At 44.9% G+C, this 17,584-nt stretch carries 19 protein-coding genes; 13 read left to right on the top strand and 6 right to left on the bottom strand.

Annotated features, from left to right (window positions below; all coding sequences use genetic code 11):
• The first annotated feature begins 129 nt into the window (after positions 1 to 129).
• Genes dnaX through RXV91_RS02185 form a run of 4 tightly spaced genes read left to right on the top strand, consistent with a single transcriptional unit; the run spans position 130 to position 3,038 of the window.
• Entirely contained in the window at positions 130 to 1,827 is a 1,698-nt protein-coding gene (gene dnaX / locus RXV91_RS02200; RefSeq protein ID WP_316438477.1) for a DNA polymerase III subunit gamma/tau, read from the top strand.
• Between the two features lie 21 nt (positions 1,828 to 1,848).
• A complete protein-coding gene (locus RXV91_RS02195) occupies positions 1,849 to 2,157 on the top strand; it encodes a YbaB/EbfC family nucleoid-associated protein (protein ID WP_003640956.1) in 309 nt (102 codons plus the stop codon).
• 15 nt (positions 2,158 to 2,172) lie between these two features.
• Positions 2,173 to 2,772, top strand: a complete 600-nt coding sequence (gene recR / locus RXV91_RS02190; protein ID WP_021731235.1) for a recombination mediator RecR — start codon at positions 2,173 to 2,175, stop codon at positions 2,770 to 2,772.
• Positions 2,773 to 2,786: 14 nt separating this feature from the next.
• Positions 2,787 to 3,038, top strand: a complete 252-nt coding sequence (locus RXV91_RS02185; protein ID WP_003640957.1) for a YaaL family protein — start codon at positions 2,787 to 2,789, stop codon at positions 3,036 to 3,038.
• 98 nt (positions 3,039 to 3,136) lie between these two features.
• Here the strand turns inward: RXV91_RS02185 and RXV91_RS02180 are convergent, their stop codons facing one another.
• Positions 3,137 to 3,538, bottom strand: a complete 402-nt coding sequence (locus RXV91_RS02180; protein WP_316438476.1) for a helix-turn-helix transcriptional regulator — start codon at positions 3,536 to 3,538, stop codon at positions 3,137 to 3,139.
• A gap of 305 nt (positions 3,539 to 3,843) precedes the next feature.
• Between RXV91_RS02180 and RXV91_RS02175 the strand changes: the two genes are divergently transcribed.
• From RXV91_RS02175 to galE, 9 genes are all read left to right on the top strand, one after another.
• A complete protein-coding gene (locus tag RXV91_RS02175; RefSeq protein ID WP_316438475.1) occupies positions 3,844 to 6,252 on the top strand; it encodes an SEC10/PgrA surface exclusion domain-containing protein in 2,409 nt (802 codons plus the stop codon).
• A 110-nt stretch (positions 6,253 to 6,362) separates the two neighbouring features.
• The gene (locus tag RXV91_RS02170) at positions 6,363 to 7,418 is read left to right on the top strand and encodes a hypothetical protein (RefSeq protein WP_316438474.1); all 1,056 of its coding nucleotides are present in this window, start codon (positions 6,363 to 6,365) and stop codon (positions 7,416 to 7,418) included.
• A 356-nt stretch (positions 7,419 to 7,774) separates the two neighbouring features.
• A complete protein-coding gene (tmk, locus tag RXV91_RS02165; RefSeq protein ID WP_011101140.1) occupies positions 7,775 to 8,440 on the top strand; it encodes a dTMP kinase in 666 nt (221 codons plus the stop codon).
• Positions 8,437 to 8,766 carry a cyclic-di-AMP receptor gene (locus RXV91_RS02160; protein WP_003640965.1) on the top strand — a complete coding sequence of 110 codons (330 nt, stop codon included), beginning with the start codon at positions 8,437 to 8,439 and terminating at the stop codon, positions 8,764 to 8,766. Before tmk ends, RXV91_RS02160 begins: the two co-directional genes overlap by 4 nt.
• A 16-nt stretch (positions 8,767 to 8,782) precedes the next feature.
• Entirely contained in the window at positions 8,783 to 9,802 is a 1,020-nt protein-coding gene (gene holB, locus RXV91_RS02155; protein ID WP_003640966.1) for a DNA polymerase III subunit delta', read from the top strand.
• 24 nt (positions 9,803 to 9,826) lie between these two features.
• Positions 9,827 to 10,174 carry a DNA replication initiation control protein YabA gene (locus RXV91_RS02150; protein ID WP_003640967.1) on the top strand — a complete coding sequence of 116 codons (348 nt, stop codon included), beginning with the start codon at positions 9,827 to 9,829 and terminating at the stop codon, positions 10,172 to 10,174.
• A 98-nt stretch (positions 10,175 to 10,272) separates the two neighbouring features.
• Positions 10,273 to 11,169 (top strand): 16S rRNA (cytidine(1402)-2'-O)-methyltransferase, encoded by an 897-nt coding sequence (rsmI, locus tag RXV91_RS02145; RefSeq protein ID WP_316438473.1) that lies wholly within the window; start codon positions 10,273 to 10,275, stop codon positions 11,167 to 11,169.
• Between the two features lie 3 nt (positions 11,170 to 11,172).
• Entirely contained in the window at positions 11,173 to 11,958 is a 786-nt protein-coding gene (locus tag RXV91_RS02140; RefSeq protein WP_316438472.1) for an acyl-ACP thioesterase domain-containing protein, read from the top strand.
• A 131-nt stretch (positions 11,959 to 12,089) separates the two neighbouring features.
• On the top strand, positions 12,090 to 13,085 hold the full coding sequence (galE, locus tag RXV91_RS02135) for a UDP-glucose 4-epimerase GalE (RefSeq protein WP_015379869.1): 996 nt from the start codon (positions 12,090 to 12,092) through the stop codon (positions 13,083 to 13,085).
• Between the two features lie 133 nt (positions 13,086 to 13,218).
• Here galE and phnW read toward each other — a convergent pair whose 3' ends face one another.
• From phnW to phnC, 5 genes are read right to left on the bottom strand one after another with little or no spacing between them, the layout of a single operon-like run.
• Entirely contained in the window at positions 13,219 to 14,319 is a 1,101-nt protein-coding gene (gene phnW / locus RXV91_RS02130) for a 2-aminoethylphosphonate--pyruvate transaminase (protein WP_316438471.1), read from the bottom strand.
• 21 nt (positions 14,320 to 14,340) lie between these two features.
• On the bottom strand, positions 14,341 to 15,138 hold the full coding sequence (phnX, locus tag RXV91_RS02125; protein WP_316438470.1) for a phosphonoacetaldehyde hydrolase: 798 nt from the start codon (positions 15,136 to 15,138) through the stop codon (positions 14,341 to 14,343).
• A gap of 24 nt (positions 15,139 to 15,162) precedes the next feature.
• Positions 15,163 to 16,017, bottom strand: coding sequence for an ABC transporter permease subunit (locus RXV91_RS02120; RefSeq protein WP_316438469.1), 855 nt, complete (start codon positions 16,015 to 16,017; stop codon positions 15,163 to 15,165).
• Positions 16,014 to 16,817, bottom strand: a complete 804-nt coding sequence (gene phnE, locus RXV91_RS02115; RefSeq protein ID WP_316438468.1) for a phosphonate ABC transporter, permease protein PhnE — start codon at positions 16,815 to 16,817, stop codon at positions 16,014 to 16,016. The genes RXV91_RS02120 and phnE overlap by 4 nt, the downstream gene beginning before the upstream one ends.
• Positions 16,807 to 17,577 carry a phosphonate ABC transporter ATP-binding protein gene (gene phnC / locus RXV91_RS02110; protein ID WP_316438467.1) on the bottom strand — a complete coding sequence of 257 codons (771 nt, stop codon included), beginning with the start codon at positions 17,575 to 17,577 and terminating at the stop codon, positions 16,807 to 16,809. The genes phnE and phnC overlap by 11 nt, the downstream gene beginning before the upstream one ends.
• Positions 17,578 to 17,584: the final 7 nt, after the last annotated feature.

Below are 17,584 nucleotides of genomic sequence, written 5' to 3'. Positions count from 1 at the left end.
TGCATAACTGACACTGACTGTTAGTGGGGAAGCGTCACAATCAGCAGCTAACTATTCAGGACATTTAAACAATGGCTTATAATAAGTAATGATAACCAAGTATGACTGATGTAAGAAAGGAAGAATCGCATGTATCGGGCACTATATCGGGTTTGGCGTCCCCAACGCTTTGATGAGATTGTCGGGCAACAGATGATTACCCAGACACTAAAAAATGCCATTATGACCCACCAGACGAGTCATGCGTATCTGTTTACCGGTCCCCGGGGAACTGGGAAAACGTCGGCGGCGAAGATTTTTGCCAAGGCAATTAACTGTCACCATCTTGTTGATGGGGAACCTTGCAATGAATGTGAGACTTGTACGGCGATTACCAAGGGGCAACTAAATGATGTCATCGAAATTGATGCGGCTTCTAATAATGGCGTGGAAGAGATTCGTGATATTCGGGACAAAGCAAAGTACGCCCCGACGCAAGCGGACTATAAAGTCTATATTATTGACGAAGTTCATATGTTATCAACTGGCGCATTTAATGCGTTGCTTAAAACGTTAGAAGAACCTCCGGCTAACGTGATCTTCATCTTAGCGACAACGGAACCCCATAAGATTCCACTAACGATTATTTCACGGACGCAACGGTTTGATTTTCGCCGGATTACGGCTAAGGATAGCTATGATCGGATGGTGTACATCCTCAATGAGAAGGATGTGACCTATGATGAAAAAGCGCTCCGTGTCATTGCAGCGGCTGCTGAAGGTGGAATGCGGGATGCTTTAAGTATTCTGGATCAAGTAATTTCGTTTGGGGATAACACGGTTACGTTGGATGATGCGTTAATGGTGACGGGAAGTGTGACCAAGCAGTTGCTGGCTAACTATGTCAGTGAGGTCACCGACCATGATACGAAGCCGGCACTAGAGACGATGCGACAAATCTTACAAGAAGGTAAAGATGCCAATCGGTTTATTGAAGATTTGATCAGTTATACGCGTGACGTGTTACTCTATCAACAGGCCCCTGAAATGGTTGATAGTGTGGCGATGGGTGAGGATGATCAACAATTTGAAGCGTTTGCCAAGCAAATCGATGCTGAAGTCCTGTACCAGATGGTCAAGACGTTGAACGATATTCAACAACAAATGCGGTTCACGACGCACCCGGACGTTTATTTAGAAGTGTTGACGGTCAAACTAGCTCAGTTGGATGGTCAAGCGGCCGCCCAACCGGTAGCTGCGGCAACGGTCAACCCTGAAGATCCCACTGTGCATAAACTGGCACAACAAGTTGAACAGTTGCAAAGCGAGGTCAAAACGTTACGTTCTCAAGGTAGTAGTGTCATTAAACCTGCACCGGCTAAGCCGCGGTCGAGTAATGGCCCGGTTGTTAAGAAGGTTAATGTCAGTCAGATTTATCCTATTCTGGGAGCGGCAACGAAGAATGATCTCATTAAGGTGCGCGATGTTTGGACTGATTTAATGAACATTTTGAGTGTGACGCAGCGGGCCCTAATGCACGTGGCCCAACCAGTTGCGGCCAGTTCAGAAGGTGTTGTGGTTGCGTTTGACTATGCGTTTGTTTATCAAAAAGCGATTGATGACCAGACCTTGATTGATGCACTCGGAAATGGTTTGGATCGGCTGATGGGACAGGCACCCAAGATTGTCTGTGTGCCTAAAGAACAGTGGCCACAAATTCGTAAGGATTATTTGGCCACTCACCAGCCAGGAGGTGCAACATCAGAGCAACAAGCACCGGCCAAAGAACCGGTCGTTGAAGAAGCTAAGAATATGTTCGGTGATTTAGTTGAAGTACAGCCGGACTAAAGACGAAAGGAACTGATAATTATGATGCGTGGAATGGGCAATATGCAAAGTATGATGAAGCAAATGAAGAAGATGCAGGCGCAAATGACAGCCGAACAAGCGGCTTTAAATGAACAAACCTTCACGGGTGCGGCGCCAGACGACATGGTCAAAGTCACTTTTACTGGTGATAAGAAGATGAAGGATATTACGATTAACCCTGATGCTGTTGATCCTGATGATGTGGATATGTTACAGGACTTAGTCGTTGCTGCGGTGAACGACGCGTTGACTAAGGTCGATGAACAGACACAAAGTACGATGGGAAAATATACTAAGGGATTACAGTAAAAACGAGGTAAGTACATGCAGTATCCAGAACCAATTGCTAAGTTGATTGATAGTTATATGAAGTTGCCCGGCATTGGTGGCAAGACTGCGACGCGGCTGGCGTTTTATACAATTGATATGAACGGTGATGACGTCACTGAGTTTGCCAAGTCGCTGATTGCGGCCAAACGGGACCTGCATTTTTGTAGTATTTGCGGTAATATCACCGAAGATGACCCGTGTGTCATTTGTAAAGATAAGTCACGTGACCAGGGTACCGTCCTCGTGGTTGAAGAGGCCAAGGATGTTATGGCAATGGAAAAGATCAAGGAATACAATGGGTTGTATCACGTCTTGCACGGGGTACTGTCACCAATTGACGGTAAGGGCCCAGAGGATATCAACATTGCCAGCTTATTGAAACGACTACAGCAAAATGAAGCCATCAAGGAAGTCATTATTGCCACCAACGCCACGCCTGAAGGTGAAGCAACAGCGATGTACATCTCGCGGTTAGTTAAGCCGGCGGGAATCAAAGTGACCCGATTGGCGCACGGCTTGTCGGTTGGTAGTGATATTCAATATGCGGATGAAATGACCTTATTCAAAGCCGTTGAAGGTCGCCAAGAAATGTAATTGGAGGTGCCACCATGTTTAAACGTAAACAGAAGATCAAGCATCCCAAGGAAGTTTTTGATGAACAGTTATTGTCGACCCTGAATGCCGCTAAGTTGGACTGGGACCGTGCAAAGCAGAACCAAGAAGCGGTCTATGATAATAATACGAGTGAACTAGTTACGCAGACCGCCTTAGCGCGGGCTAAGTATTTATATCTGTATCGTGAAGCACGTTTACGTCAAGTTCATGGCCAGACGATTCAGCGCTCGGTGATTGATAAATAGACTGTTAGTGATTTAAGCGATAACTTGTTTCAAAATAAAGACGCACGTCGTTGATTTTTGTAAATCTACGGCGTGCGTCTTTTGATTTTTTTAATGTTTTATTTGGAGTCATGATTACTAAGTTCTTCAAAACGGTCCCAAAAGACACCTTCGATAACGTGACGGATGCGTTCTTTATCAGTTTGTGTCCAGTCCATAATGCCATAGCCCATGGGAATATTAGATTGAAGTAGCTGGTCCAAATCAATACGATTAGTGGTACTGGCCCAAGGCGAGAGATTGGTAGCGTGCAACTCTGTGTTAGTTGTGGCATACAGTGATGAGATGGGAATCTTGAGAACTGCTGCGATACTAGCAATGTCTTCCGCACTTGGAGTGGAGTAGCCACGTTCATAATTAGAGATAACTTGAGCGGATAAACCGACGTGCTGACCAAGCCCAGCCTGAGTGAAGTGGCGGGACTTACGAAATTCTTTGATTCTTTCACCGATACTTGCCACTGAATAGGCCCCTTTACATGTTTTTATAGAGATACTAATGCATATAACGGTAAATGTTACTAAAGTAACGGAATTATTTATTTATAGGTTTAAAACTAACGATATCCGTTATATAATAATTCTAATAACTAATTATTAGAACTATGTTTATTTAACAAGTAGCTTAGTTTGAGTAATGGTTAGCAAGGTGATGGTAATATCCATTTTCTATCGTAATGCAAAAAAAGGCAACTAGCACGCGTGATTGCCAGTTGTCCCAATAAGTATCATTTTGGAGAATAAGTTGAAAAGGGGTTTGTAAGGATATGAAAAGTAGTAAGGTGATTTCCACAACAGCGTTAGTACTGGGTGGATTAATGGTAACAACGGGGAATCAGACAATTGCACGTGCGGATAATGGTGAACAGGCTGGTGTGACCGCGACGAAACAAGCAGCGACGTCACAGGCACCAGCGACCCAAGAAAGTGTGCAAGCCAGTGCAAGCCAAGCAGTTACTAGTTATGCAACTAGTCAAGCAGTAGTGGCTTCACAGGCAGCCAGTCAATCGATTACGGATACCCAATCGTATGCGGCACAATTAGCCAAAGATCCGGCACAGACGGCAACGCAAGTTCGTCAAGTAGCGGCTGATACTAAAACTGCCGCAATATCGGTTGCAAACCAACAACTAACTAATGCGACTAGTGCTGCTAAGCAAGTTCAGTCGCAGGCAGTTAAGACAGCTCAAACTGACCAAGCAACGGCAGATCAGCAGGCCGCTACTACTAAGAGTATGACGACAAGTCAAGCTGTGACTGCCAAGAATACAGCTGATGCTAATGCATTATCTTCCAAACAAGCTGCTGATAAACAAGCTGCTAGTGATAAGGATTCTGCTATTAAACAAGCTCAATCTGGTAAAATTGATGGGAAATATGCAAATGCTGTGACAGATGCTAATAATCAATTAAATGCTGATCAAGCTAAGGTTGATAAAGCTAATGCTGACGTAACTACTGCTTATACTGCCACTCCAGCATCTTCTACTGCTGATTCAGTAACTGGAAAACATGATATTCAAAGTGAAAAGAATTTACCAACATCAATTGTTAACCCCAATCTTTCAGATAATGATACCAATAATCCTGATGCTGACGCAATTCGATATTATGGTGAAACTCTTAAAAATGATGATTCAGCTGTAATTACTGGTAGTTTAACTGATTCACAACAAAATGAATTAGCTGATTATGCTGTAACTTTAGTAAATTCATGGCGTAAAGCTCAAGGTATGAATCCCATTGTATGGACCAAGCAAGCTCAAGACGCAACTATTGAAGTCGCTAAAATGCGTGAACGTAATAAATTAGGTATGAAGCATACTGCAATGGATTCTAATTCTTACAAAGAATTAAATAATATTGCGGATTCTAATGGAATTTCTTACGAACAAGAAAATATGTCATTCCTTGAAAATTTTGATAATAAAGTAACCATGACATTATTAAAAGCTCAATTAGCGAATACTATTACTCAAATGATTTATCAAGATGCCACTTTAAATTGGGGTCATAAGAATAATTTTGCTAATATGGAAACCATGGGGTTTGCAGCTCAAAAGAATAATGATTCTGCAACTTCTAACATTCTTTCTTATGTATTAGTATTTGACGGCTACTCAAATAATGAAGGTACTACTCCAACAGTATTAACTCCAACTTCAGCTCAAATAATTGAAGCTTCACGTACCACTGGTGGTGCTACTAAAGCACAATTACAAGCTGTAGCAAATGATAAAGTCACGCTTGCTAATGCTCAAAAAGCCTTGACAGATGCTACTAATGCTGCAAATCAATCAATTGCAAGTCAATTATCTGCAATCAATGACACATATAATAAGTCATTGCAAGCCAATGTAAATGCATTACAATCTAAGTTGGCTCAAAATGAAGCGACTTACAAACAAGCAATTGCATCTGCTGAAAAGACTTATGCTGATACATTAGCTGGTAATAAGAGTACTCAAGAGTCTGCTATCAAACAAGCTCAATCAACTTATGATGCATCTGTAGCTAAGGCCACTGCAATTCATGATGCAACAATTAAACAGGCACAACAAACGTATGAAACTGCTTATGCCAACGCTCATGATGAGACGCCCGTTGAACGTGCTGCACGTCATGGTAAGTTATTAGCTGCTTTTGAGGCCAATGAAACGAGTAAATTGGCGACGCTAAAGACGAAACAGGCGATTGATTTAAACAGCTTCAAGGCTAAACAGGATCAGCTAGTGGCCGACTTCTTAGCCAGTCAAGTGGTTAAAAAACAACCAGCGGCAGTGGAACAGGATCAACAAGCGCATATTCAAACTGGAACGCCTAAAACGACAACCAATAAGACAATTAAGGAATTAAATACACTTCCTGCTAAATTACAGACGACTGCAACACATGGCGGCCGAGTAGATACTGATTCAGTACAGACAGAGCAGGCGGATGCAGTGGCAGTCAATTTGCATACGAATACGCCCAAGAAAGCGGTCAGCGTGTTGCTACCAGCTATTAAATCAGGGCAACGGGATAATCGCACGATGGGGAACTCCAATGACCAATCGAAGCATGCAGAGTTGCCACAAACTGATGAATCGACCACTATGCCAATCAATCTTTGGGGAATCGTGTTACTTGGGCTGTTAGGCTTGAGCTACCGTGGCTTACGGCGCAAAGTACGTTAAAAAGAGTGGTTTAATATTTTAATTCGAGCTAATAATAGCTAGTCAGTATTGGATATATCCGAATATTGGCTGGCTATTATTTTGGACGCTAAGCGGAGTGGAGTAAAATTATGAGAAAACATAAAATAGTATGGTGGTCATTAGTTGTGGCTGTCATAGCATTAGTCGTAAGCGGTGGACTTTTAATCAGGCAACGCTCACAGTCACAAGTACAGCATACGACTACGAAACCAGACATCAATAAAAAAGGCCGAGTGCATCGAACAAAAGGACAGTTTAAACAACAAAGCCATACAACTCGTCGAAAGATTAGTACACGATTGACGACTACCAATATCGGACCGAGAACGTTAGCACTGGCAATCACTTACTATGCGAGTCATCATTTTGATCAAATTGGCGCGCATACTTGGCAAAGTATGTATCAGGCCTATCTAACTAACCCAGGAACGATTATTGTCTCCAAAGCACATGTTGATGAGTTAAAGCGACCAGGTACTGGCGTGGCATATTACGCGACCTTTCAAGGTGGTGATAAGGATGTTGAATCAGATATGTTAGGTGGCTATCCTTGTTATACATTGGAAAATAACCAGATGGTCAATATTTATCAACCAGAATCTAATCCGAGAAAGTCAATCACGGTTTCCGTTAATCAAGTCGTGCAATATGCAAATCAGACGCGCCAAGCCAAGAAAATTAGTCGGCTTGGTCAGCAGATGACAATCAAAAACTTACGTAAAGATTTTGGCGAAAATCATATTAGCATTAAGGAATTCTATGAGGAACCAATGATGACCAAAGTGATTATGTATTATGGCATTCATCATGATGTGGACAAAAATTGGCAAGCACTATCACAGCTTATTAAGGATGGTACCGTTTTTAAGGCGACGCCAGATCGTGGTACCAGTACTATTGGTTACAATGGAAATTCAAGCAGTTGTATGATTGCTTATGATCCGCAAAATAGCATGGTAGGAAAACCAGATTTATTTGTCTTTGGACATGAGACGGTGGATCAGGACTTCGCGAGTGATACCATTGCAGGCAATGATGTTGGTGTGCCGGTTGAAACGTTATTGAAGTACGTTAATGATAATGGTGGGCGAGCGGCGGTGGCTAATATCCAGGTTAAGGACGATAGTAATGCCATGGGTAGGTAGCCCCAAATCCTAGAAATGCTGAGTATGGCAAGGTTAACTTAACGAAATAATGACAATCAGGCGCAATTTGTTGGAACTAGCCAACAGAATGCGTCTTTTATTGAGCATATGGCGATCATTGAGTCAATGTTTGTGCGAGTTAATTGCTTGTTAATGAGGAGGCAGTGTGAACCAGAATCGCTCGCGCAACAATAACTTTTTAGCAATTCACCGAATAAATTATCAAAACCACAATTGGTAGTAGCTATCGTCCCTAAAATCGGTCAAAAAATACCCTCACTAGTGGCAACCGGATTAGACAGGCCTTCCAAAATCAAGTACAATTGCTACATATAAGAAAATAGATGGGATTGGGAATGTTGACAGGAAAATTAGTTACTTTTGAAGGGCCAGACGGTGCCGGCAAAACGTCAGCTTTAAACGCGATTGTGGCCAAATTACAGCCACAATTAGGGGATCGCTTAGTTGTGACGCGTGAACCGGGCGGGAATCAAATCTCAGAAGCAATTCGAAAAATTATTTTAGACCGTCATAATACGGCGATGGACGATCGTACGGAAGCGTTACTTTATGCGGCAGCACGGCGACAACATATCGTTCAAACCATTCAACCAGCATTGCAGAACGACCAACTTGTCTTGTGTGATCGCTACATCGATAGCTCGGTCGCTTATCAGGGGGCCGGTCGTGGTATTGGGGAACAAGCGGTTTATGATATGAATCAGTTCGCGACCGCGGGGTTAACCGCAGATTTAACGTTGTATTTTGACGTAGATGCTGCCGTTGGATTAAACCGCATTCAACAACATCGCCAAAATGAAATTAATCGCTTGGACGTGGAAGCCTTAAGTTTTCATCACCGGGTGCAAGCAGCGTATTTGAGATTACTGGCTGATCATCCTGACCGTATCAAGCGCGTCGATGCAAGTCAGCCATTGGACCAAGTTGTGACGCAGGCCTTAGAGATTATGGCGTCACAGTTACCGACTTATGTGGCATCCAAGGGAGGGGAAGACCAATGAAATTAATTATTGCAATCGTTCAAGATAAGGACAGTAACCGGTTGAGCAGCCAGTTCATTGAAGCCAATGTTCGGGCCACGAAGCTCTCAACGACGGGGGGCTTCCTACGTTCAGGTAATACCACTTTTATGATCGGTATTGATGATGACCGTGTGGATGAAGTTTTAGCCATGATTAAAGAAACGAGTCATGCGCGGGAACAGTTTATGACACCACCAGTCAATCTAGACGTGACGATGGATGGCGCAGCTGCCTATCCAGTTGAAGTTCAAGTCGGTGGCGCCACGGTCTTTGTTCTACCAATTGAACAATTTCACCAATTTTAATGAAGGATGATTATTAATGGCAACAACCGAGTCATTTGCGCAAACGTTAGCGGCGAAACAGCCCCGCTTATTAGCGGCATTTAAACACATCATCGCCCAGAACCATCTGGCCCACGCGTACTTATTCGCGGGGATGGAAGGCGCTGGGCAACCAGAATTAGCCCATTGGATTGCGCAACGGTTGTTCTGCCTGCATATTAATGATGGTGAACCAGATGGCACTTGTGAGGAGTGCGTCCGGATTGCTAATGGGTCGCATCCGGATATTGTGACAGTGGCACCCGAAGGTCAGCGAATCCACGTTGATCAGGTTCGTTACTTAAAAGCTGAATTCTCTAAGAGTGCGGTCGAAGGTAACCGGAAACTGTTCATCATTAACGATGCGGAGAAGATGACAGCGAGCGCGGCTAATAGTTTACTGAAGTTTATTGAGGAGCCGAGTGGTAACGTCACGGCCTTGCTATTAACGACTAATAAGCAACTGATGCTACCAACGATTATTTCACGAACCCAGGTGATCGAATTTCCACCATTAAATGCGCAGGCGTTGCAGCAGACGTTTGAGCAGGCGGGGATTGCGCCAAACCAAGCACAGATGTTACGGGGCCTGACAAATAGCGTGACCCAGGCGCAGGCGTTGCTAGCGGATGATTGGTTACCGCAAGCTGCGCAAGCATTGTGGCGGTGGTTTGACCAGGCTGTTAAGGGTGATCCACGGAGTTTTGTGGCTGTGCAGGTCAATTTAGTTGGTTTGGCTAAGGACGCTGATCATCAGCTGGTTATGTTGGATTTGATTGCGGCCTTGTTCCAAGATTTATTGCAATTACATTTTGAGGTGGCAACGACAGCGTTAACCTTTGGTCAGTACCAAAAAGAATTGGCCGGGTTAACGGCTGAAGTCAGCGATGAGCAGTTGATTGCGGCGACAGAACTAGCTTTAACGGCCAAGCGCCAGCTAGCTAGCAATATTAGTTTTCAAAATGTCTTAGAAGGCTTAACGTTAAAGTTATGGCCGATTTTTCAAACAAACGCTTAAATAAAGGAAAACGAGGGTGAGCGCGTGGATAAGCGTGATTTATACGATAGTTTCGGTGAGATGGAACAACAGATGCAACAAATGCTAGACAAAATGGCCAAGTTACGCGCCGATATGACAACGGTGTTAGAGAAAAACGCGGAATTGGTCATTGAAAATGAACATTTACGTGAACACATGGTCGAAATTGAAAATGAATTGCCGAAAAAAGCGGCTAGCACGACCACGCTCTCAAAGTCACGGCAAAACTTGGAAAAACTCTATGATGAGGGCTTCCACGTCTGCAACCAGTTTTACGGCAAACGGCGTGACGATGACGAATCCTGCGTTTTTTGTTTGGAAGTCATTTATGGTGAACGTGAACGCGCATAGTCGAAAAAGTCTGGGAGTAGTCCCAGACTTTTTGTGCTTTTCACCACGAGTCACTCATAGGAACAAGTCACGGTCGAGAGGATTGTTAGGAGGACGTTTTGGAAACACAACAAAGTTTTGCAGATCATGCGGGTATCGGGACCTTGTACTTAGTACCGACGCCAATTGGCAACTTACAGGATATGACTTATCGGGCAGTGGCAACGCTTAAAACGGTTGACCTAATTGCCGCAGAAGATACCCGGAATACCCAAAAGTTATTGAATCATTTTGAAATTACAACGAAACAAATTAGCTTTCATGAACATAACACCCAAGAACGGATTCCCCAGTTAATTGAAAAATTACAGACGGGCGTTAACTTAGCACAAGTTAGCGATGCGGGGATGCCGTCAATCAGTGATCCCGGCAAAGAACTTGTGGCAGCCTGCATTGCTGCGAATATTCCAGTCGTGCCACTACCAGGTGCCAATGCCGGCCTGACTGCGCTGATTGCTTCTGGCCTAGTGCCACAACCATTTTATTTCTACGGCTTTTTACCGCGTAAGAAGAATGAACAAAAAGCTGATTTAGCTAAATTGGCTCGGCGACATGAAACAGTGGTCTTGTACGAATCGCCATTCCGTGTTGCCAAGACCTTGACCCTCCTAGCGACCGTCTGTGAAGGGACGCGGCCAATTGTGGCGTGCCGGGAATTGACTAAGCGTTACGAGGAATTCGCGCGTGGAACCTTGGCTGAAATGGTGACGTGGGCGCAGGATCATCAGTTAAAGGGCGAATTTGTCCTTTTGATCGGTGGTAATCCGGATACGGATGAACCAGAAACAACGGACGAATTGGCACAGTTGCCAGTCAAAGCCCAAGTCGAAGCGTTGATTGCAGCCGGAGATAAGCCCAACGTGGCCATTAAGACGATTGCGAAGCGACGGAATATTCCCCGGCAAAGCGTTTATAATCAGTTTCATGAACTAAATACCAACGATGAGGAGTCTTGATGAATGGCAACTTTAGGCGCAAATGCGAGTCTTTACAGTGAACAGCACCGGATTACGTATTATGAATGTGACCGCACTGGTCGCGCAACCTTAACGACATTAATTGATATTGCCGTACTGGCATCAGAGGATCAAAGCGACGCCCTTGGTTTAACGACGGAAATGGTGCAAAGTCATGGTGTCGGTTGGGTCGTCACACAATATGCCATCGATATTACACGGATGCCCCGCCAAGACGAAGTCGTTACGATTGCCGTTCGGGGCAGTGCGTATAACCCATATTTTGCTTACCGCGAATTTTGGATTCGCGATGCCGATGGCCAACAGTTGGCCTATATTACGAGTATCTGGGTCATGATGAGTCAAACGACCCGGCGAATCGTAAAAATTTTACCAGAACTGGTCGCGCCGTATCAGTCGGAAGTCGTCAAGCGCATTCCGCGCTTGCCACGACCGATTAGTTTTGAAGCGACCGATACAACGATTACGAAGCCGTACCATGTCCGCTTCTTTGACATTGATCCCAATCGGCACGTTAATAATGCACACTATTTTGATTGGCTCGTAGATACGCTACCCGCGACGTTCTTGCTTCAACATGATTTAGTTCACGTTGACGTTCGCTATGAAAATGAAGTCAAGTACGGGCAAACGGTGACTGCTCATGCGAACATTTTACCGAGCGAAATGACTGATCAAGTGACGACGAGTCATTTAATTGAAGTTGATGGTGAGAAGTGCTGTGAAGTTACGATTCAGTGGCATACATTACCAGAACCGATTCAGTAACGAGGGTTAGTCAATCTGCTTTTTAACGAAAGCGTCAGACGTGATTTGGTCGATTAGAATGCACGTTTTTATTGCAGTCGTTAGCGATTCAATATGCTATGATTAATACATCCATACAGGGGAGGTTCATTATGTCAATTTTAGTTTTAGGGGGAGCTGGCTACATTGGTTCTCACATGGTCGATCGGTTAGTCGAACACGGTACGGACGTCGTGGTCGTTGATAATTTGGTCACGGGACACCGTGCTGCTGTTAATTCGGCGGCCAAGTTTTATCAGGGTGATTTGCGGGATGCGGATTTTTTAAATCACGTTTTCGATACTGAGGATATTGAAGCTGTCGTGCATTTTGCCGCCTTTTCAATCGTACCAGAATCGATGAGTAAGCCACTGAAGTATTTCGATAACAATACTGGTGGGATGATTACGTTACTTGAAACGATGCAGGCCCATGATGTGAAGCAAATCGTCTTCTCATCAACGGCCGCTACTTATGGGACACCTAAGCAGATTCCAATTAAGGAAACTGATCCACAATTACCAATCAACCCATATGGCGCTAGCAAGTTAATGATGGAACAGATTATGCACTGGGCGGATGTCGCCTATGGCATTAAGTTTGTCGCGCTGCGTTACTTTAACGTTGCGGGAGCAAAACCCGATGGTAGTATTGGTGAAGACCATGGTCCTGAGACTCACTTAGTGCCAATTATTTTGCAAGTGGCGCAAGGGAAGCGCGATGAACTCAAAATATTCGGCGATGACTATAATACGCCGGATGGGACGAATGTGCGTGACTATGTACATGTTATCGACTTAGCTGATGCACACATCTTGGCTTTGAAGTACTTGGCTGCGGGTAATGACAGTAACGCCTTTAACCTGGGCTCTTCAACTGGTTTCTCTAACAAACAGATGTTAGCGGCCGCTCGTGAAGTAACCGGGCAACCAATTCCTGCTAAGTTAGCGCCACGGCGGCCTGGCGATCCAGATTCGTTAGTTGCGGCTAGTGATAAGGCGCGTGACGTGCTAGGCTGGCAACCAAACTATGACAATGTTAACGATATTATTGAAACGGCATGGGCTTGGACGCAGAAGCATCCAAATGGCTACGATGATCGTGACTAGTATCGCTTAACTGATAATTGAAAGCGGCTTTGAAGTCTCGTCAATAGATTTCAAAGCCGCTTTTGTGGACGTCAAAAAAGGTGCGCGTCAGGATTGAATCCTTGGCGCGCACCTTTTAGATTGAGCAATACAGTTAGCGGTGGAGTTGTTGATAATCACCGATAATCGTTAAGAGCCGTTGAATATCAGTTGTATCAACATCACCAATAGTGCCAATTCTAAAGCTAGGGATATTCGAAACCTTCCCAGGATAAATGACGAAGCCACGTTGTTTGATGAACTGATAGAAGTCAGCAAAATCAAAGTCGGCGTTCGGGTATTTGAATGAGGTAATGATGGGCCCTTGAATGGCCGGATCAATTACTAATTCAAAACCTAGCGCTTGCAAACCGTTGCTAAGAAGTCGCTGACTAGCACGGTAACGCTGGTAGCGTGGTGTCACGCCGCCTTCTGCTTGTAACTCAATGAGTGCTTGCGCAAAGGCGTGTACCACGTGGGTTGGCGAAGTAAACCGCCATTTGCCTGGTTGCTTGGTCATGGCTTGCCATTGGTCGTAGAGATCCAGACACAGTGAACGGGCGTTGTCGGCAGTGTGTTCCAAGGTCACTTGTTTCGCAATGATGAATGCAAAACCGGGCACACCTTGCACACATTTGTTAGCACTACTAATCAAGTAGTCACAATCCAATTCATCAACATTGATTGGAACGCCACCTAAGCTGGACATGGCATCGATGATTGTTACGATCCCATGGTCATGCATGATGGGCATTAGTGCTTCGATTGGGTTGAGAATACCAGTCGTCGTTTCGCTATGAACGGTTGCGAAGTGGGTAATCTCCGGATGATCAGCCAAGGTTGCTGCGATTCGAACCGGATCGACGGCTTCATCTTCGTTAAAGACAACGTCGATATGTGGAATACCGTAATACTCAGCGATTTGACTGATTCGATGCCCGTACGCACCATTAATGGCGATCATTAAGGTCGCATCAGTCCGCGGTAACGCTGTGCCAATGGTAGCCTCGACACCAAAACTACCGCTTCCTTGTAGTAGGATGGTCGTATAGTTTTGGGGATTGGCTTGAGCCAGGGTTAAGATTTGTTGGCGAATGGTTTCAGTGACATGCCGATAGTCGCTATCCCAAGTACAATAATCAATTTGCATTGCTTCCTTAACACTGGCTGTCGTACTGAGTGGGCCGGGTGTTAACAGTAAATAAGGTTGTTTCATAAAAGTCGGGCTCCTTGTCTGCTAATGATCAGTGGCAACCGGTTGATTGATTTGATCAAGCAATGCCGGCAATTCAGCCATCGATTGTAAAATGTAATCAGCACCAGCGCGCCGGTAAGCGGCAGTGACGTGCTCCCGACGTTCAGCTTGTTCGGCGGGACTAAGGGCGTTGAAGGCTAACTCCGAGAGCCCCATGATGTTGCTACCATCAATAATTCCCACAGAAACTGCATTGGCGTTGTTACCTTCCAAGATATCATTAACGGAATCCCCAATTTTCATGATGGTCGTTGGATCGGTGATTGTGAGCTGTTCAGCTGCTAACGCTAGCATTGCCGGTGCTGGTCGACCAATGCCGCCAGTTTGTTCTGAGGTGATGTTGACAGTGGGTCGATAGCCTTGCTTAGCCGCGAACGGTAAGACTAAGGCTAACATTTCAGCATCATAGCCAGTAGTCGTGCCATAGCTAATATCGTGGGACTCCAAGTAATCAATTACGGCTGACATACCGGGCTTTAATTGCCCGAATTCAGTCAGGGAACTAAGTAGGATTGCCTTGAAGTTGCTAAAGATTTGATTGCAATCGTCTTCAGTCGGTAAGACTTGGAAACGCGCTTGCCAGTCGTTTTGAACAGCTGGCAAATCCATGATTTTGTGAATATGAGTGTACTTATCTAGCCCCATATCTTGCCGAATCTCGGCTTCAGAAATTTGAATGCCAACATTGGCGAAGGCTTTTTGAAAAGCCACAATGGGTGCCCGGCTACCATAGTCGATGGTCGTGCCAGCCCAGTCAAAAATCACTGCTTTAATTGTCATTAGTGAAAACTCCTTTGAATTTACTTAGTTGTTCTTTAAGTAGTGACCACGTAACCGCATAGAAACCAGTTCAAGTACGATTGCGACACCTAAGAGCAGGTAGACAATCAAACCAACTTCATGGAAATCGAAGTAGAAACTGCCGGCCATGAAGAGGTAGTAACCGATATCATCAGCACCAGCCGCAGCACCAACAGCGACCGCATTGGCAAAGTTAATTTCAAACCGGATAAATGTCCAGCTAAGAAGTGCTGGAATGATTGACGGTAGAATGGCCTGAAAAACAATCGGCCAAAAGCCCACGCCACTCGCTTTTAACGCTTCAATTGTATCTTGTGAGGTTTCTTCAATACTTTCAGAATAAGCCTTAACCAAGTACGCCACGCTATGGAAGGTCAAGCCGACCACAGCGGCACTAGCACCTAACCCCATAACTACGGAGTAAATTAAGACCCATAAAATCGTCGGAATGGCACGGATAAAGGCCATGACCGCTTTAATACTAGTTGCTAACCAACTGGGGGCTAAGTTACGGGCCGCACCGACGGCAATGAAGAAGGCGATTAACGCACCTAACAAAGTCGTCAACATAGCAAGTGACACACTCGTTATCAGGGCCCGCAAGAGCTGCCCCCATGTGTCTTGACCAATACTAGGGTGCAAGAACATGGCGTTCAGGTTGAGTCTTAAACTATGGAGTGCGTCACTGATGTTCAGATTAGCATTGTTGAGCGTGACTAATGAATAAACACTGATGAGCGTTAGGCCAATCATAACTGCCCGCAGGATTTTGCGGGGGCGAGTCACCAACGAAATTGACCGGGTTGACGACGCTGACGGTTGAAGTACTTGTGTTTTTGGTTGACTATTTTCAATCATGCAATTGCCCTCCGAATTCGATTAGATGTCAATTCTAAAACAATGACTAAAATCGCAATTAACAAAACAATCAGACCAGCAGCGTCATAACGGAACGCTTTAAAATAGTAGTCGAAGAGAAAACCAACACCTGTACCCGTCAAGAGTCCAACTAAAGTTGCGTCCCGTAAGTTATTTTCAATCATGTAGAGAATCCAACTAGTCAAGGTACTAGCGGCTTCGGGTAACACCCCACAGAAGACACATTGGAAGTAGTTGGCGCCAACAGCTTGCAGTGCCTGGAGTTTTTCGGCATCTAAATCCTCAATCGTTTCAGTAAAGGCCCGTGTTAGATAGCCCAAGGTCATGAAGAACAGTGCCAAAAAGCCCGTAAAATCACTCTGTTTAAAAGAAAACAGAAGGATCATCGCCCAAGCGACTACCGGAATATTACGTAAGAGTGAAGCACCAAAACGAATAATCCAGCGGAGGACAGGCGTTGGGGTGGTCGTCTTAGCACCGAGAATCGCAAAGATCAGGGCGAAGAGACTAGCGACCATGGTTGATGAAATTGCCACGAGCAAGGTCCGCCACAGCTGATAAAGAATCGGTCCCAGATAAGAAATCGAACGACTTGTCGGAATAAAGTTGGTAAACAACCACATTAAGCCCGCTGGAATCTTACTGATCGAAGCCCACGCCTGAAAATTAACGAGGACCATGGATAAGACATAGATGCCAATTAAAATGAGCAAAACAACTGATAGTCGCAACCGCCGTTGCCGAAAAAAACGTTGCGGTGTCATTGGGTTAATTTTCATGGGCAGCCACCGCCGTTGGTTGATCAGATTGGCGATAAATTTGCTGTAAGACCGCGTCGTCAACTTCATTAGTGGCGCCTTCAAAAACGATGGCCCCGCTGTTAATGCCGACGATATGGTCGGTGTACGCCATTGCGATATCGACCTGATGTAGATTGATGAGGATAATCAGTTGTTTTTCCTTTGCCAGTCGCCGTAGAATGTCCATGACAATGGTCGTCGATTTTGGATCTAGTGAAGCAATCGGTTCATCACATAAAATCATCTTAGGATGTTGCATTAGTGCCCTTGCAATCCCGACCCGTTGTTGTTGACCACCACTTAATTGGTCACAACGTTGGTAGGCATATTCTTTTAGCCCCACCTCGTCCAGTAGTTGTAGGGCTTCTTGTTTTTCAGCGCTACTGTAAAGACCTAGCATACCCGCGACCGTTGACTTAGCGCCTAAGCGGCCGTGCAGGACATTTTCAAGGGCCGTTAACGGACTAATCAGATTATAGTTTTGGAAAATCATGCCGATATGATGGCGAACTTTGCGTAATTCAGCTTTGTTCGCTTGACGAATGTCAGTGTCATCGAGCAAGATTTGACCACTATCATCGCGGATCAACTGATTGATACTCCGCAAAATAGTTGTTTTACCAGCACCAGAGGGGCCGATAATGGCAGTGACTTCGCCCGGTTTAGCTGTGAAGTTGACTGCTTTGAGTGAATGCTTATTGGAACCATATGTTTTATCTAGCTGAATAACCTTGAGCATTGGCAAA

Origin of the sequence: Lactiplantibacillus sp. DA1, from assembly GCF_032681335.1 — a bacterium.
In the GTDB taxonomy this organism is placed as follows: Bacteria; Bacillota; Bacilli; order Lactobacillales; family Lactobacillaceae; genus Lactiplantibacillus.
The sequence above is the reverse complement of the archived record's forward strand: the minus strand, read 5'-3'. Positions and strand labels throughout refer to the sequence as shown.

Bases quoted from the DNA above. Each gene is read 5' to 3' on its own strand.
- dnaX (WP_316438477.1), top strand. From the start codon at position 130: ATGTATCGGGCACTATATCGGGTTTGGCGTCCCCAACGCTTTGATGAG.
- RXV91_RS02195 (WP_003640956.1), top strand. From the start codon at position 1,849: ATGATGCGTGGAATGGGCAATATGCAAAGTATGATGAAGCAAATGAAG.
- recR (WP_021731235.1), top strand. From the start codon at position 2,173: ATGCAGTATCCAGAACCAATTGCTAAGTTGATTGATAGTTATATGAAG.
- RXV91_RS02185 (WP_003640957.1), top strand. From the start codon at position 2,787: ATGTTTAAACGTAAACAGAAGATCAAGCATCCCAAGGAAGTTTTTGAT.
- RXV91_RS02175 (WP_316438475.1), top strand. From the start codon at position 3,844: ATGAAAAGTAGTAAGGTGATTTCCACAACAGCGTTAGTACTGGGTGGA.
- RXV91_RS02170 (WP_316438474.1), top strand. From the start codon at position 6,363: ATGAGAAAACATAAAATAGTATGGTGGTCATTAGTTGTGGCTGTCATA.
- tmk (WP_011101140.1), top strand. From the start codon at position 7,775: ATGTTGACAGGAAAATTAGTTACTTTTGAAGGGCCAGACGGTGCCGGC.
- RXV91_RS02160 (WP_003640965.1), top strand. From the start codon at position 8,437: ATGAAATTAATTATTGCAATCGTTCAAGATAAGGACAGTAACCGGTTG.
- holB (WP_003640966.1), top strand. From the start codon at position 8,783: ATGGCAACAACCGAGTCATTTGCGCAAACGTTAGCGGCGAAACAGCCC.
- RXV91_RS02140 (WP_316438472.1), top strand. From the start codon at position 11,173: ATGGCAACTTTAGGCGCAAATGCGAGTCTTTACAGTGAACAGCACCGG.
- galE (WP_015379869.1), top strand. From the start codon at position 12,090: ATGTCAATTTTAGTTTTAGGGGGAGCTGGCTACATTGGTTCTCACATG.
- phnW (WP_316438471.1), bottom strand. From the start codon at position 14,319: ATGAAACAACCTTATTTACTGTTAACACCCGGCCCACTCAGTACGACA.
- phnX (WP_316438470.1), bottom strand. From the start codon at position 15,138: ATGACAATTAAAGCAGTGATTTTTGACTGGGCTGGCACGACCATCGAC.
- RXV91_RS02120 (WP_316438469.1), bottom strand. From the start codon at position 16,017: ATGATTGAAAATAGTCAACCAAAAACACAAGTACTTCAACCGTCAGCG.
- phnE (WP_316438468.1), bottom strand. From the start codon at position 16,817: ATGAAAATTAACCCAATGACACCGCAACGTTTTTTTCGGCAACGGCGG.
- phnC (WP_316438467.1), bottom strand. From the start codon at position 17,577: ATGCTCAAGGTTATTCAGCTAGATAAAACATATGGTTCCAATAAGCAT.